The organism is Gordonia sp. CNJ-863 (genome assembly GCF_001942325.1).
In the GTDB taxonomy this organism is placed as follows: domain Bacteria; phylum Actinomycetota; class Actinomycetes; order Mycobacteriales; family Mycobacteriaceae; genus Gordonia; species Gordonia alkanivorans.
Window position 1 is genome coordinate 147,482 of record NZ_MKKG01000022.1, and the last position, 13,942, is coordinate 161,423.

At 67.7% G+C, this 13,942-nt stretch carries 14 protein-coding genes; 5 read left to right on the plus strand and 9 right to left on the minus strand.

The genetic code is table 11. The features are described from left to right. From BJF87_RS12555 to BJF87_RS12585, 7 genes are read right to left on the minus strand one after another with little or no spacing between them, the layout of a single operon-like run. Positions 1-396: a metal-sulfur cluster assembly factor gene (locus tag BJF87_RS12555; protein ID WP_006357252.1), complete on the minus strand. Its 396-nt coding sequence runs from the start codon at positions 394-396 to the stop codon at positions 1-3. Next, a complete protein-coding gene (sufU, locus tag BJF87_RS12560) occupies positions 393-875 on the minus strand; it encodes a Fe-S cluster assembly sulfur transfer protein SufU (RefSeq protein ID WP_006357251.1) in 483 nt (160 codons plus the stop codon). The genes BJF87_RS12555 and sufU overlap by 4 nt, the downstream gene beginning before the upstream one ends. A gap of 2 nt (positions 876-877) precedes the next feature. Then, the gene (locus tag BJF87_RS12565; protein WP_042378041.1) at positions 878-2,164 is read right to left on the minus strand and encodes a cysteine desulfurase; all 1,287 of its coding nucleotides are present in this window, start codon (positions 2,162-2,164) and stop codon (positions 878-880) included. 26 nt (positions 2,165-2,190) lie between these two features. Next, the gene (gene sufC / locus BJF87_RS12570; RefSeq protein WP_006357249.1) at positions 2,191-2,964 is read right to left on the minus strand and encodes a Fe-S cluster assembly ATPase SufC; all 774 of its coding nucleotides are present in this window, start codon (positions 2,962-2,964) and stop codon (positions 2,191-2,193) included. A 55-nt stretch (positions 2,965-3,019) separates the two neighbouring features. Then, positions 3,020-4,207 (minus strand): Fe-S cluster assembly protein SufD, encoded by a 1,188-nt coding sequence (gene sufD / locus BJF87_RS12575; RefSeq protein WP_035751527.1) that lies wholly within the window; start codon positions 4,205-4,207, stop codon positions 3,020-3,022. After that, a complete protein-coding gene (sufB, locus tag BJF87_RS12580) occupies positions 4,207-5,661 on the minus strand; it encodes a Fe-S cluster assembly protein SufB (RefSeq protein WP_035751525.1) in 1,455 nt (484 codons plus the stop codon). Before sufB ends, sufD begins: the two co-directional genes overlap by 1 nt. Beyond that, entirely contained in the window at positions 5,658-6,464 is an 807-nt protein-coding gene (locus tag BJF87_RS12585; RefSeq protein WP_035751524.1) for a metalloregulator ArsR/SmtB family transcription factor, read from the minus strand. The genes sufB and BJF87_RS12585 overlap by 4 nt, the downstream gene beginning before the upstream one ends. 175 nt (positions 6,465-6,639) lie before the next feature. On the opposite strand from BJF87_RS12585, the gene mptB reads away from it, so the two are divergent. The 4 genes from mptB (at position 6,640) to BJF87_RS12605 (ending at position 11,372) form a co-directional block, all read left to right on the plus strand. Next, a complete protein-coding gene (gene mptB / locus BJF87_RS12590) occupies positions 6,640-8,472 on the plus strand; it encodes a polyprenol phosphomannose-dependent alpha 1,6 mannosyltransferase MptB (protein WP_035751523.1) in 1,833 nt (610 codons plus the stop codon). Positions 8,473-8,581: 109 nt separating this feature from the next. Further along, positions 8,582-9,532 (plus strand): ABC transporter ATP-binding protein, encoded by a 951-nt coding sequence (locus BJF87_RS12595; protein WP_006357244.1) that lies wholly within the window; start codon positions 8,582-8,584, stop codon positions 9,530-9,532. Between the two features lie 11 nt (positions 9,533-9,543). Then, positions 9,544-10,347, plus strand: coding sequence for an ABC transporter permease (locus BJF87_RS12600; RefSeq protein WP_035751700.1), 804 nt, complete (start codon positions 9,544-9,546; stop codon positions 10,345-10,347). Next, complete coding sequence (locus tag BJF87_RS12605; RefSeq protein WP_035751522.1) at positions 10,344-11,372, plus strand: heme A synthase; 1,029 nt, start codon at positions 10,344-10,346, stop codon at positions 11,370-11,372. The genes BJF87_RS12600 and BJF87_RS12605 overlap by 4 nt, the downstream gene beginning before the upstream one ends. A gap of 76 nt (positions 11,373-11,448) precedes the next feature. Here BJF87_RS12605 and BJF87_RS12610 read toward each other — a convergent pair whose 3' ends face one another. Then, positions 11,449-11,832 (minus strand): hypothetical protein, encoded by a 384-nt coding sequence (locus tag BJF87_RS12610; protein ID WP_006357241.1) that lies wholly within the window; start codon positions 11,830-11,832, stop codon positions 11,449-11,451. A 75-nt stretch (positions 11,833-11,907) separates the two neighbouring features. Here BJF87_RS12610 and BJF87_RS12615 point away from each other — a divergent pair, with 75 nt between their 5' ends. Continuing rightward, complete coding sequence (locus BJF87_RS12615; protein WP_035751521.1) at positions 11,908-12,882, plus strand: quinone oxidoreductase; 975 nt, start codon at positions 11,908-11,910, stop codon at positions 12,880-12,882. A gap of 18 nt (positions 12,883-12,900) precedes the next feature. Here the strand turns inward: BJF87_RS12615 and BJF87_RS12620 are convergent, their stop codons facing one another. Continuing rightward, positions 12,901-13,893 carry a heme o synthase gene (locus BJF87_RS12620; protein WP_006357239.1) on the minus strand — a complete coding sequence of 331 codons (993 nt, stop codon included), beginning with the start codon at positions 13,891-13,893 and terminating at the stop codon, positions 12,901-12,903. Positions 13,894-13,942: the final 49 nt, after the last annotated feature.

A 13,942-nucleotide genomic window follows, 5' to 3' on the forward strand; every position in this document is an offset into this window, starting at 1 on the left:
CTAGACGGTGAATCCGAGCGCGCGCAGCTGCTCCCGGCCGTCGTCGGTGATCTTGTCCGGGCCCCACGGCGGCAGCCAGACCCAGTTGATCTCGAGGTCGGTACACAGACCGCTGCCGACCAGGGCGCCGCGCGACTGATCCTCGATGACGTCGGTCAGCGGACACGCCGCCGACGTGAGGGTCATGTCGATCTTCGCGACGGCCTCGTCGGTCACCTCGATGCCGTAGACGAGTCCGAGGTCGACGACGTTGATCCCCAGCTCGGGGTCGACGACGTCGCGCATCGCCTCTTCCACGTCTTCGAGGGCCGGCAGCGAGGTCGCCGGGGCGGCCGGAGTGCCGGCGGCGGTGGTGTCCGTCGCGGTCGGGTTCTCGGTGGCTGTCTCGTCACTCATGCTGACTCCGCTTCTTTCTCGTGGCTGTCGGTGTCGTGGCTGTCCACCGTCTGGGAGAGAGCGTCCTTGAACGCCATCCAGCCGAGGAGGGCGCACTTCACGCGCGCCGGGTACTTGCTGACGCCGGTGAAGGCGATGCCGTCACCGATGACGTCCTCATCGCCCGGATCCTTACCGCGGGAGGTCATCATCGCGTTGAACGACTCGACGGTGGCGAGAGCCTCGCCGACCGACTGCCCGACGATCAGGTCGTACAGCACCGACGTCGAGGCCTGGGAGATCGAGCATCCCTGCCCGTCGTAGGACACGTCGTCGATCGTGGTGCCGTCCGCGGAGACGGCGACGCGCAGGGTCACCTCGTCGCCGCACGTCGGATTGACGTGGTGCACCTCGGTGCCGAACGGCTCGCGCAGTCCCCGACCGTGCGGATGTTTGTAGTGGTCCAGGATCACTTCCTGGTACATCTGCTCCATACGCATGCTCAGTTCACCCCGAAGAACTTCTGCGCCTTGACGATTGCTGCGGCCAGCGCGTCGACCTCGGCAAGCGTGTTGTAGGCGGCGAACGATGCGCGCGCGGTCGCGGCCACTCCGAACCGGCGGTGCAGCGGCCATGCGCAGTGATGGCCGACGCGGATGGCGACACCCTCGTCGTCGAGGATCTGCCCGAGGTCGTGGGCATGGATGCCGTCGACGAGGAAGGACACCGCTCCCCCGCGGTTCTCCGCGGTGGCCGGCCCGATGATGCGCAGACCGTCGATCTCGCCGAGCCGCGTGAGCGCGTACTCGACGAGTGCATGCTCATGGGCGGCAACGGCTTCCATACCGATGGTCTGCAGGTAGCGCACCGCGGCACCGAGGCCCACGACCTGCGAGGTCATCGGCACACCGGCCTCGAAACGCTGCGGCGGCGCCGCGTAGGTCGACGCCTCCATCGTGACGGTCTCGATCATCGATCCACCGGTGATGAACGGCGGCAACGCCTCCAGGAGTTCACTCTTGCCGTACAGCGCGCCGACACCACTCGGGCCGAACATCTTGTGCCCGGAGAAGGCGGCGAAATCGACGTCCAGCGCGGTGAAGTCGACCGGCATGTGCGGCACCGACTGGCACGCGTCGAGGACGACGAGCGCGCCGACGGCCCGCGCACGGGAGACGAGTTCGGGGACATCGGCGACCGCACCGGTGACGTTCGACTGATGGGTGAACGCGATGACCTTCACCGACTCGTCGAGGGTCAGCGAGTCCACGTCGATCCGACCGTCGTCGGTCACGCCGTACCAGCGCAGTGTCGCGCCGGTCCGACGGCAGAGTTCCTGCCATGGAACCAGATTCGCGTGATGCTCGAGTTCGGTGATCACCACCGTGTCGCCGGGACCGAGTGCCGAACCGCCGAGAACCGACGCCGAGCGCGGGTCACCGAGCGTGTAGGTCACCAGGTTGAGCGCCTCGGTGGCGTTCTTGGTGAAGACGAGCTGGTCCGACGACGCCCCGACGAACCCGGCGATGACCTCGCGCGCGTCCTCATAGGCCTCGGTGGCCTCTTCGGCGAGCTGGTGGGCTCCCCGGTGCACCGCGGCATTGTGGTGGGTCAGGAAGTACCGCTCGGCGTCGAGCACCTGGACGGGACGTTGCGAGGTGGCCCCGGAGTCGAGGTACACCAACGGCTTCTCGTCACGAACGGTGCGCGACAGGATCGGGAAGTCCGCGCGCAGCGCCTCGACGTCGAGAGCGGCTGCCGCAGTTGTTGTCTCAGGTGAGAGTGTCACGTGCGTGCACCTCCAGGGGTGTTGGTTCAGCCGGCCTTGGCCGCCGAGGTGAAGCGCTCGTAACCGTTCTCCTCGAGCACATCGGCCAGCTCCGGGCCGCCGGACTCGACGACGCGTCCGTTGACGAAGACGTGGACGTAGTCGGGCTTGATGTAGCGGAGGATGCGTGTGTAGTGCGTGATCAGCAGGACGCCGCCGTTGTCGCGTTCCTTGTACCGGTTGACACCCTCGCTGACGACTCGGAGCGCGTCGACGTCGAGGCCCGAGTCGGTCTCGTCGAGGATGGCGATCTTCGGCTTGAGCAGGTCGAGCTGGAGGATCTCGTGGCGCTTCTTCTCACCACCGGAGAAGCCCTCGTTGACGCTCCGCTCGGAGAACGACGGGTCGATCTCGAGAGCGGTCATCGCCTCCTTGGTCTCCTTGACCCAGTGACGCAGCTTCGGTGCCTCGCCGCGGACGGCGGTGGCGGCGGTGCGCAGGAAGTTCGACATCGAGACGCCGGGCACCTCGACCGGATACTGCATGGCCAGGAACAGGCCTGCACGAGCACGCTCGTCGACGCTCATCTCCAGGACGTTCTCGCCGTCGAGGGTGATCGAACCGGAGGTGACCTCGTACTTGGGGTGGCCGGCGATCGCGTAGGAGAGCGTCGACTTGCCCGAACCGTTGGGGCCCATGATCGCGTGCGTCTCACCGGACTTCACGGTCAGGTCGACACCCTTGAGGATGTGGATGGGCTCGGCGTCGGCGTCGGTCTGGGCGACATCGACGTGCAGGTCACGGATTTCCAGTGTGGTCATGTTCTGAGTTCTCTCTAACAGGCTGTGGGAGGTTTGAGTCAGGCGCGGACGCTGGTCAGGCGCCGGAGAGTTCGAGCTCGCGCTCGACGGCGGCGGACAGACGCTCGCGGAGCTCGGGCACACCGATCTTGGCGATCACCTCGCCGAAGAATCCGCGGATGACCAGACGGCGCGCCTGATCCTCGGGGATGCCGCGAGCCTGCAGGTAGAACAGCTGCTCGTCGTCGAAACGTCCGGTGGCACTGGCGTGGCCGGCACCGACGATCTCACCGGTCTCGATCTCGAGGTTCGGCACCGAGTCGGCGCGGGCGTTGTCGGTGAGCACCAGGTTGCGGTTGAGCTCGAAGGTGTCGGTTCCCTCGGCCTCGGCGCGGATCAGCACGTCGCCGATCCAGACGGTGTGCGCCTCACGCGACCGGTCGCCGGTCGTATCGCCCTGCAGCGCACCCTTGTACACCACGTTCGAGCGACAATTGGGCTGGCTGTGGTCGACGAGCAGACGCTGCTCGAGATGCTGTCCGGCGTCGGCGAAGTACAGACCCCACATCTCGACGTCGCCGCCCGGCGCGTCGTAGTGGACGATCGGCGAGAGCCGAACGAGGTTGCCGCCGAAGCTGACCGCGAAGTGGCGGACCACGGCGTCGCGGCCGGTGCGCACGTGATGGGTGACGACGTGCACGGCATCGTCATCCCAGTCGTGGACGTTGACGACGGTGAGCGCGGCACTGTCGCCGACGACGAACTCGACGTTCTCGGCGAAGGTTCCGCCGCCCTTCTGGTCCAGCACCACGACGGCGCGGGCGAAGGGCTCTAGCCTGACCTGGGTGTGACCGAAGGCGGTCTCGCCCTCACCGGGTCCGGTGATCGTGATGGTGACCGGCTCGGACAGCTCGACCTCGCGGCCGACGGTGACGACCGTGGCCTGGGTGAACGACGAGTACGCCTGTGCGGCAACCCGGTCGAAGGGCACGCCGCCCTGGCCGAGGCGCTCGTCCTCGCGACCCACGGTCTCCACCGTGACGCCGTCGGCGACTCCGGAAACATCCACGGTGGCCTCGCCGGTCCGCTGCGCGGAACCGTCGTGCAGACCGCGCAGTCGGCGGAACGGGGTGAAGCGCCAGGCCTCTTCGCGAGGGCTGGGCACCTCGAAGGCGTTGACGTCGAACGAGGTGAACAGTTCACCCTTGTTGACGACAGGCGAATGCGATCCCGGTGTCGAAACCGGGAGTGTCGGATCGGCCATCAGCCGACGGCTCCTTCCATCTGAAGCTCGATCAGGCGGTTGAGCTCGAGCGCGTATTCCATCGGGAGTTCCTTGGCGATCGGCTCGACGAAGCCGCGGACCACCATGGCCATCGCCTCGTCCTCGGTCAGACCACGGCTCATCAGGTAGAAGAGCTGATCGTCGCTGACCTTCGAGACGGTCGCCTCGTGCCCCATCGTCACGTCGTCCTCGCGGATGTCGACGTAGGGGTAGGTATCACTGCGGGAGATGGTGTCGACCAGCAGCGCATCGCATTTCACCGTCGAACGGCTGCCGTGCGCTCCGTTGTTGACCTTGATCAGGCCGCGGTAGGAAGCGCGGCCACCACCGCGGGCCACCGACTTCGAGATGATGTTGCTCGAGGTGTTCGGTGCGAGGTGGACCATCTTGGAGCCGGTGTCCTGGTGCTGGCCGGGGCCGGCGAAGGCGACCGAGAGGACCTCGCCCTTCGCGTGTTCACCGGTCAGCCAGACCGCCGGGTACTTCATGGTGACCTTCGAGCCGATGTTGCCGTCGACCCACTCCATGGTGGCGCCGGCCTCGGCCTTGGCGCGCTTGGTCACCAGGTTGTAGACGTTGTTCGACCAGTTCTGGATGGTCGTGTAGCGGCAGCGGCCGCCCTTCTTCACGATGATCTCGACGACCGCGGAGTGCAGCGAGTCGGTCTTGTAGATCGGCGCGGTACAACCCTCGACGTAGTGCACGTAAGCACCCTCGTCGACGATGATCAGCGTGCGCTCGAACTGACCCATGTTCTCGGTGTTGATCCGGAAGTAGGCCTGGAGCGGGATGTCGACGTGGACGCCGGGCGGGACGTAGATGAACGAGCCACCGGACCAGACCGCGGTGTTCAGCGCGGAGAACTTGTTGTCGCCGGCCGGGATGACCGAACCGAAGTACTCCTGGAAGATCTCCGGGTGCTCCTTGAGCGCGGTGTCGGTGTCGAGGAAGATCACGCCCTGCTTCTCGAGATCCTCACGGATCGAGTGGTACACGACCTCGGACTCGTACTGGGCGGCGACACCGGAGACCAGGCGCTGCTTCTCCGCCTCGGGGATTCCGAGCTTGTCGTAGGTGTTTTTGATGTCCTCGGGCAGGTCTTCCCACGTGGCGGCCTGCTTCTCGCTGGACCGCACGAAGTACTTGATGTTGTCGAAGTCGATGCCCTCGAGTCCGGCGCCCCAGTGCGGCATCGGCTTCTTGTCGAAGATCTTCAGTGCCTTGAGTCGCTGCTCGAGCATCCACTCGGGTTCGCTCTTCTTGGCCGAGATGTCGGCGACGACCGCCGGGGACAGTCCGCGCCTGGCGCTGGCGCCGGCCACGTCGGAGTCGGCCCAGCCGTAGCCGTACTTGCCGAGCGCGGCAATCGTCTCTTCCTGCGTGAGGGGAGCCGGGGCGGTCGGCGTGGTGGCGGCCGGATCGGTGACGGTCATCGCGTGGCCTTTCGGGTTGTCGTGGGCAGTGTCTGTGAGGTTCCGTGCCGGGGAGACGGTGGAGCCTCCGGCGGCGGGTGGATCGGCACGTGGGTGGTGCAGGCGCAGTCACCGTTGGCGATGGTGGCCAGGCGCTGCACATGCGTGCCGAGCAGCTCGGTGAAGACCGCGGTCTCGGCCTCACAGAGTTCGGGGAACTCGGTGGCGACGTGCGCCACCGGGCAGTGGTGCTGGCAGATCTGGATGCCGTTGCCGACCTGCCGGGTGTTGGTCGCGTATCCCGCGCTGGTCAACGCGTCGGCGATCTCCTCGACCGTGTCGGAGACCGTGAACGGGTCGGCGCTCGGCGACACGTCGGCGACGATCCGTTCGACACGTTCCCGCGCGAACTCGGCGACGGCGTCGTGGCCACCGAGGTCACGGAGCTTGCGCATCGCGGCACCGGCGAGGTCGTCGTAGGCGTGGCGCATCTTGCCGCGCCCCTCCGCCGTGAGCTGGAACCACTTCGCCGGTCGACCGCGTCCACGACCGCGACGCTGACCGAACCCGGTCGAGGCGACCTCGATGTCCCCGGCACTGGTGAGCGCGTCGAGGTGACGACGCACTCCGGCGGCGGAGATACCGAGGCGCTCACCGATCTCGCTCGCGGTCAGCGGGCCGTCCTCGACGAGCAGGTTCACCACCGCATCACGCGTCTGACCATCGTGGTGCGCATCGGCACCGAGGGGCGCGCGAGTGGTTGCCGTACCAGCGGAGGGCACGGCATCGCCGCCGCCCGAGGGCAGCACAACATCGTTCCGCATGGTTTTCACAACACGAGTGTGACGTAATTGATTCCGCCCTGCCAGCAAGGGTGCCCTTAGCGCTGCGTCCGAGTTCGTCAGCGGTGTCGTGATTGTCCGGATAAAGGGTGGTCGCGAGGTATCGGGCGCCGCCGATTACAGTCGTCGTGTGCCCGAAACCACAGCTGGCCGCCGCGTGCCGGACTTCTTCGGACTCGTGTGGAATCACCTGCTCGCCGTACTCGACTACCTCGGACTGCGTAAACAGCGTCCCGCCGGAACCGACGGCGACGCCACCGAGCAGCGCGGCGACTACGGCAAGGCCATCGCCCGGCTACACGACGACGAGCGCGAGGTCGGCCCCCTCAACGCCGCGGAGACCCGTCGCCTCCGCCGCATCAAGCTGTTCGGAGCCACCGGTTCGGTTCTGATCCTGATCGGCGCGCTCGGCACCGGCGCGGTGCCCGTGCTGCAGAACCCGGTCGCCGGCATGCGCGTGCTGTCGCTGCCATCGCGGATGTTCGGGACCGCACTCGCCCTCTCCATCGGCGGCACCATCACTCTCGTGGTCGCCTGGCTTCTGATCGGCCGCTTCGCGGTCGGCCGCTTCAGCGTCGAGGTCCGTCACGGACGCAGTCCGGAACGGCGGATGAGCCGACGCCAGGCCGACCGGACGCTCATGCTGTGGATCACGCCGATCGTGCTGGCTCCCCCGCTGCTGAGCAAGGACGTCTACTCCTACCTCGCCCAGAGCGCGATCGCCTTCCGCGGCATGGACCCGTACTCGGTCAGTCCCGTCCGCGGCCTCGGCGTCGATCACATCCTCACCCGATCCGTGCCCAACCTCTGGCGCGACACCCCCGCGCCCTACGGACCACTGTTCCTGTGGATCGGCGAGGGCATCACCAATATCACCGGGGCGAACATCACCGCGGCGATCTTCCTGCACCGCATCGTCGCACTGATCGGTGTCGCGCTCATCGTGTGGGCGTTGCCGCGTCTGGCGAAGCGCTGCGGGGTGTCCTCGGTCGCCGCCCTGTGGCTCGGTGCGATGAACCCGCTGGTGATCCTGCATCTGGTGGGCGGCATCCACAACGAGGCACTCATGCTCGGCCTGATGCTCGTCGGCCTCGAGCTGAGCTTCCGCGCCATCTACGGCGTCGACCGGTTACGGAAGCCGGGAACGCTGATACCCACAAGAGCCGGCTGGATATTGATCGCAGGCGGCGCGGTGATCGCGGCGTCGGCGATGATCAAGGTCGCATCCATGCTCGCGCTCGGTTTCGTCGGGATCGCCCTGGCGATGCGTTGGGGCGCCACGCTGCCGGCCCTGCGGCACGCGCCGATCCGCGAATGGTGGACCCGATCGAAATGGTCCGTGTACGCCCTCGGAGTCTCCGCGGCGTTCTACGTGGTCGTCCTGGGCATCGTGATGGTTGGTATCTCGCTGGCCACCGGGCTCGGATTCGGCTGGACGGGCACGCTCTCCACCGGCGAGATCGTCCGGTCGTGGATGTCGATGCCGACGCTGCTCGGGGTGACGACGGGTCGGATCGGTGTGACGCTCGGACTTGGAGAGCACACCCAGGCGATCCTCGACGTCGCACGCCCGATCGGTCAGCTCGTCGCGGGTCTGTTCATCATCCGGTGGATGCTCGCGACCCTTGGCGGACGCCTGCACCCCCTCGGCGCACTCGGTGTGTCAATGGCCACATTCATCCTGTTCTTCCCGTTCGTCCAGGCCTGGTATCTCCTCTGGGCGGTGATCCCGCTCGCGGCGTGGGCGACGGGAGCGTGGTTCCGGATCTCGACCATCGCGGCATCCGCGATCATCGCCATCGTCGTGATGCCCACGAGCTCCAACACCAGCGGAGTCGTTCTCGCACAGGGGCTTCTGGCCGGTGTGATCATGGTCGCAGCACTCACCGCACTCTTCTTCGAGGACCGTTCGCCGCGCCGATGGCGTCGTCGCAGAACCGGGGCACCGGAGGAGTCCCCGGAACCGGCCGAGAACGCCCCGACGCCATGACGATCCCCCACCGAACCCGCGAACGGCGTTTTTCGTCCGCGGGGTCCGAGCGCCTAGTCTGACCTGTGTGCGCAGCACGACCCCTCGGCAGATCAGCGATGACGATCGAATGAACGATCGTCCGCCGAGCGACCCCGTCGCATCCCCAGCGGTCGAGGTACGCGGGCTGGTCAAGACCTTCGGTGACCGTACCGCCGTCGATCGGCTCGATCTGACCGTGGAGCGCGGACAGATCCTCGCCCTCCTCGGACCGAACGGTGCGGGCAAGACCACGACCGTCGAGATCTGCGAGGGCTTCACCGCCCCCGACGCCGGCACCGTCCGGGTTCTCGGGCTCGATCCGATCGTCGACAACGACGCCCTCCGACGCCGCGTCGGTGTGATGCTGCAGGGCGGCGGCGCCTACCCGGGCGCCCGCGCCGAGGAGATGTTGCGGCTCGTCGCCGCCTACTCGGCCGACCCGATCGACCCCGAATTCCTCATCGACGCACTCGGTCTCGACGACGTCCGCCGCACGTCGTACCGACGCCTCTCCGGCGGACAACAGCAGCGCCTCGCGCTCGCCTGCGCGATCGTCGGCCGTCCTGAACTGGTGTTCCTCGACGAGCCGACCGCCGGCCTCGACGCCCACGCGCGTCTCGTCGTGTGGGAACTCGTCGACCGCCTCCGCGCCGACGGCGTGGCCGTCCTGCTCACCACGCATCTGATGGACGAGGCGGAGGAACTCGCCGACCAGGTCGTGATCATCGATCACGGCCGCGCGGTCGCCGCCGGGACCCCCGCCGACCTCACGAGCACCGGCGCCGAGAACGAGTTGCGGTTCACCGCGCCCCGCGGGCTCGACCTGTCGATGCTCACGCTCGCACTTCCCGAGGGCTATCACTGCACCGAGGCGAACCCCGGCTCGTACCTCGTCATCGGCCCGATGACGCCGCAGGTTCTCGCGACGGTGACCGCCTGGTGCGCGAAGATCAACGTCCTCGCCACCGATCTCCGTGTCGAGACCCGCAGTCTCGAAGACGTCTTCCTCGACCTGACCGGACGGGCCCTACGACAGTGAACTCCCCCGCAGTGAACTCCCCCGCTCCCGGCACGGGACTCTTCCCCGAGGGCATGTTCCGTCCGGCGCCGCGTCCGGCGTCCCTGCCGGCGATGATCACCGCGCAGTCGACCCTCGAGCTCAAGCTCCTGCTCCGCAACGGTGAACAGTTGTTGCTCACCATGTTCATCCCGATCACGCTGCTCATCGGGCTGTGCCTGCTGCCGATCAACACGACCTTCGGCGACGGCCCGGCCGAGCGCGCCACGCTCTTCGTCCCCGCGATCCTGACGGTCGCCGTGATGTCGACCGCCTTCACCGGCCAGGCCATCGCCGTCGGTTTCGACCGCCGGTACGGGGCCCTGAAAAGACTGGGCGCCACACCGATTCCCCGGTGGGGCATCATCGTCGGCAAGTCGGTCGCAGTGCTGATCGTGGTGGCCCTGCAGTCGGTCATCCTCGGCGCCATCGGACTCGCCTTCGGGTGGCGGCCCGACGCGGTCGGACTGCTCATCGGCGCGCTGGTGATCATCGTCGGCACCGCCTGCTTCGCGGCCCTCGGGCTGCTCCTCGGCGGCACGCTCAAGGCGGAGGTCGTCCTGGCCCTGGCGAACCTGCTCTGGTTCGCGTTCATCGGACTCGGCAGCCTCGTGGTCGTCGATTCCAACGTTCCCGGCGCCGTGCACACCTTCGCACGGTGTATCCCCTCGGGTGCGCTCAGTGAGGCCCTGGAAATGGCCGCACGTGGTTCGTTCGACGCCTTCGGGGTGGGCGTCTTGCTGGTGTGGGCCGCAGTGGCCGGCACCTTGGCAGTGAGGTGGTTCCGATTCCGATGACGACGTCGCAGACTTCGACACGACCCGACGGGGCGGACCCCGACAGGGCGACTACCGAGGGTGGCAATCGACAGGTGGGCGGTTTCTGGCGGTCCATCCCGGGATTCGGCCGACCGACGATCCGCTTCGTACACCGCTGGGCGATGGCGCTGCTCGTCTCCAACGTCGGGATCGTCGCCACCGGCGGCGCCGTCCGCGTGACGGGTTCGGGACTCGGTTGTCCCACCTGGCCGCGCTGCACCGACGATTCCTTCGTCCCGCACGGCGAACTCGGCATCCACGGCGCGATCGAGTTCGGCAACCGGATGCTGACATGGGTCCTCATCATCATCGCGATCGCCGCCTGGATCGCCGTGCTCCGCTACGCCGGATCGGCCCGCCGCGACAAGTGGCTCGTGACCCTGATCGCTCTCGGTATCCCGTTCCAGGGCGTGATCGGCGGCATCACCGTCCTCACCGACCTCAATCCGTGGGTCGTGGCGCTGCACTTCATCCTGTCGATGATCCTGGTGTCGGCGGCGACCGTCCTGGTCTTCCGGATGCGCCCGTATCCGACCCCGGCCGAACCCGCACCCGCCGACACCGACACCCCGGGGATGGCGACCCGGCGACTGGGCGTCTACCTGGCGTGGCTGCTGTACGCGGTCACCTGGGTGACCATCTACCTCGGCACAGTGGTGACGGGTTCCGGCCCCCACGCCGGCGACGCCGACGCCCCCCGCAACGGACTCGACCCCGACAACGCCACCCAGCTCCACGCAGATGCGGTGTTCGTACTCGTCGGCCTGGGTCTGGCCGCACTCATCTACGCCCGCGTCTTCGCGCGTCCCCAGCAGCGCTCGGCACTGGTCTTCGTGGGCCTGCTCGTCCTGCAGGGTGTGATCGGCTTCGTCCAGTTCTTCACCGATCTGCCCGTCGCGCTGGTCATCGCGCACATGTTCGGCAGTGCGCTGCTCCTCATCGGCGCGACCTGGCAGGTGCTGGTCGCCCGGGCGACCGATCAGCCGCACGTCGACGCGGCCTGACCACGCGTCACGAACGACGACGACCCCCGGCGATCGCGCCGGGGGTCGTCTCTGGTTCGCGGGTCGGACCGTCGCGTCAGAGGATCGCGCGGTTGCGCGCCTTCGGGAAGCGCTTCTGGCGGGCCACCCAGCCGGCCATCTTGCGGTAATGCGACGGCTTGACGGTGGTCTCGGAGGTGAGATCGCGATCCCACTCGGCGATCTCGAGTCCGTCGACGGCGTCGACGACTGCCTGCGCGGTCGCGAGGTCGGCGACGACGCGGTCACCGAGGACGCCTCCGGCGTCACCGACGAGCGTGATCCGGACGCCGGCCGCACCGATCGCCTGCAGGACGACCTTGGCGCTCCCGCCCTCGCGCGCGACGAACTTCTTCACCGAGGCGACGACATCGCCCGGTGCCTGGACGGTCGGCGTGGCTGTGGTGTCGGTGGCGGCACTGTCAGTCATGACGCTCAGCATACCGGTGGGCCTCGGCCGATCCCGATACCGGGATGGGCGTCACGTCCGGCGCGTTCCCCGTGTACAACGGGTGTCGTGCGTGCGATACAGGTGACCCGCCACGGCGGTCCGGACGTCCTGACCTTCGGAACCGTCGACGACCCGATCCCGGCCGCCGACGAGGTGATCGTCCGAACCTCGGCGGTGGGCGTCAACTACATCGACACCTATCTCCGCCGCGGTCTCTATCCTTCGACCCCGCCGTACATCCCGGGCACCGAGGGGGCCGGCGAGATCGTCTCCCTGGGCTCCGACGTGTCCGCCCTCGAAGTGGGTCAGCGGGTCGCATGGTGTGCGGCGCCCGCGTCGTATGCCGAACTCGTGGCGGTGCCCGCCGCTCAGGCGGTCGTCGTCCCCGACGGCATCGACGACGCGGTCGCCGGATCGTCGCTGCTCCGCGGGCTCACCGCGCACTACCTGCTCGACGGCAGCGCACACCCGCATCCGGAGGACACGGTGCTGATCCACGCCGGGGCCGGCGGGGTCGGGCTGATCCTGACCCAGATGGCCAAGCGCCACGGTCTGCGGGTCATCACGACGGTGTCCTCGGAGGAGAAGGAGCAGTTGTCCCGGGAGGCCGGGGCCGACCACGTCCTGCGCTACGGGGACGACCTCGCCGCGCGCGTCCGGGAGTTGACCGACGGTCGCGGTGTTGCGGTGGTCTACGACGGGGTCGGCGCCGACACCTTCGAGCAGTCGCTGGCCGCCACGGCCGTCCGCGGCATCATCGTGCTGTTCGGTGCCTCCAGCGGACCGGTGCCGCCGTTCGATCTGCAGCGCCTCAACCCGGCCGGTTCGTTGTCGGTGACCCGACCCACCCTCGCGCATTTCACCGCGACGCCGGAGGAACTGAACTGGCGGGCAAGCGAGTACTTTGAGGCGATCGGAGACGGCGACGTGGACGTGCGGGTGGGTCAGCGATACCGGCTGGCCGACGCCGCGCAGGCCCACGCGGACCTGGAGGCACGCAAGACCACGGGTGCGACCGTGCTGCTGCCGGCGGATTCCTGAGGGATCTGAACGACCGGATCAGAAGTACGAGGAGATCGTCTGCATGCCGACGACCGCGTCGATCGCGAGGCCGCAGAAGACGATCGCCAGGTACTCGTTGGACTGCAGGAACACCTTGAGGGGCTTCACCTCGGCGCCGCGCTTGGTGTCGCGGTAGAGCTTGGTGACCCGCTCGAGGAACCAGGCGCCGGCGAGGAGGGCGATCACCGTGTAGATCCAGCTGGTGGCCGGGATCAGTGCGAGGGAGCTGATGACGGTCAGCCAGGTGTAGATCAGCATCTGACGCGTGACGCGTTCCTCGGTCGCGATGACCGGGAGCATCGGCACGCCGGCCGCCTTGTAGTCCTCCTTGTAGCGCATCGCGAGCGCCCAGGTGTGCGGCGGAGTCCAGAAGAAGATGACCAGGAACAGCACGATCGGCTGCCAGCTGATCGAGCCGGTGACGGCCGCCCAGCCGACCAGCGTCGGCATGCAACCGGCGGCGCCGCCCCACACCACGTTCTGCCAGGTGCGGCGCTTGAGGATCATCGTGTAGACGCCGACGTAGAAGATGATCGTCGCCGAGACGAGCAGAGACGACAGCAGGTTCGCGGCGAAGTACAGCACCGCGAACGACGCGGCCCAGAGCACCAGGCCGAAGATCAGCGCACTGCGCGTGGCGACCGCCCGACGGGCCAGGGGCCGCCGTTCGGTGCGCTTCATCTTCTTGTCGATGTCGGCGTCGACCACCATGTTGAGGGTGTTCGCGCTGCCGGCACCGAGCCATCCACCGATCAGGGTGAAGGCGATGACAGCGATGTCGACGTGACCGCGATCGGCCTGCAGCATCACCGGGATCGTCGCGACCAGCAGCAGCTCGATGACCCGCGGCTTGGTCAGCGCGACATACGCAAGCACCGTCGCGCGCACACGTCCGGCCCACGTCAGATCCGCCGGCATGACCGGCTCGGTCGAAACCTGCTGTGATGCGGTGTCGGTCGAGTGGGATGCGGCGGGACGGTCTCCGCTCACACGCTCCCCTATCCTCACGAACACTCCTCGTCTGCCCGCACAGATCGCC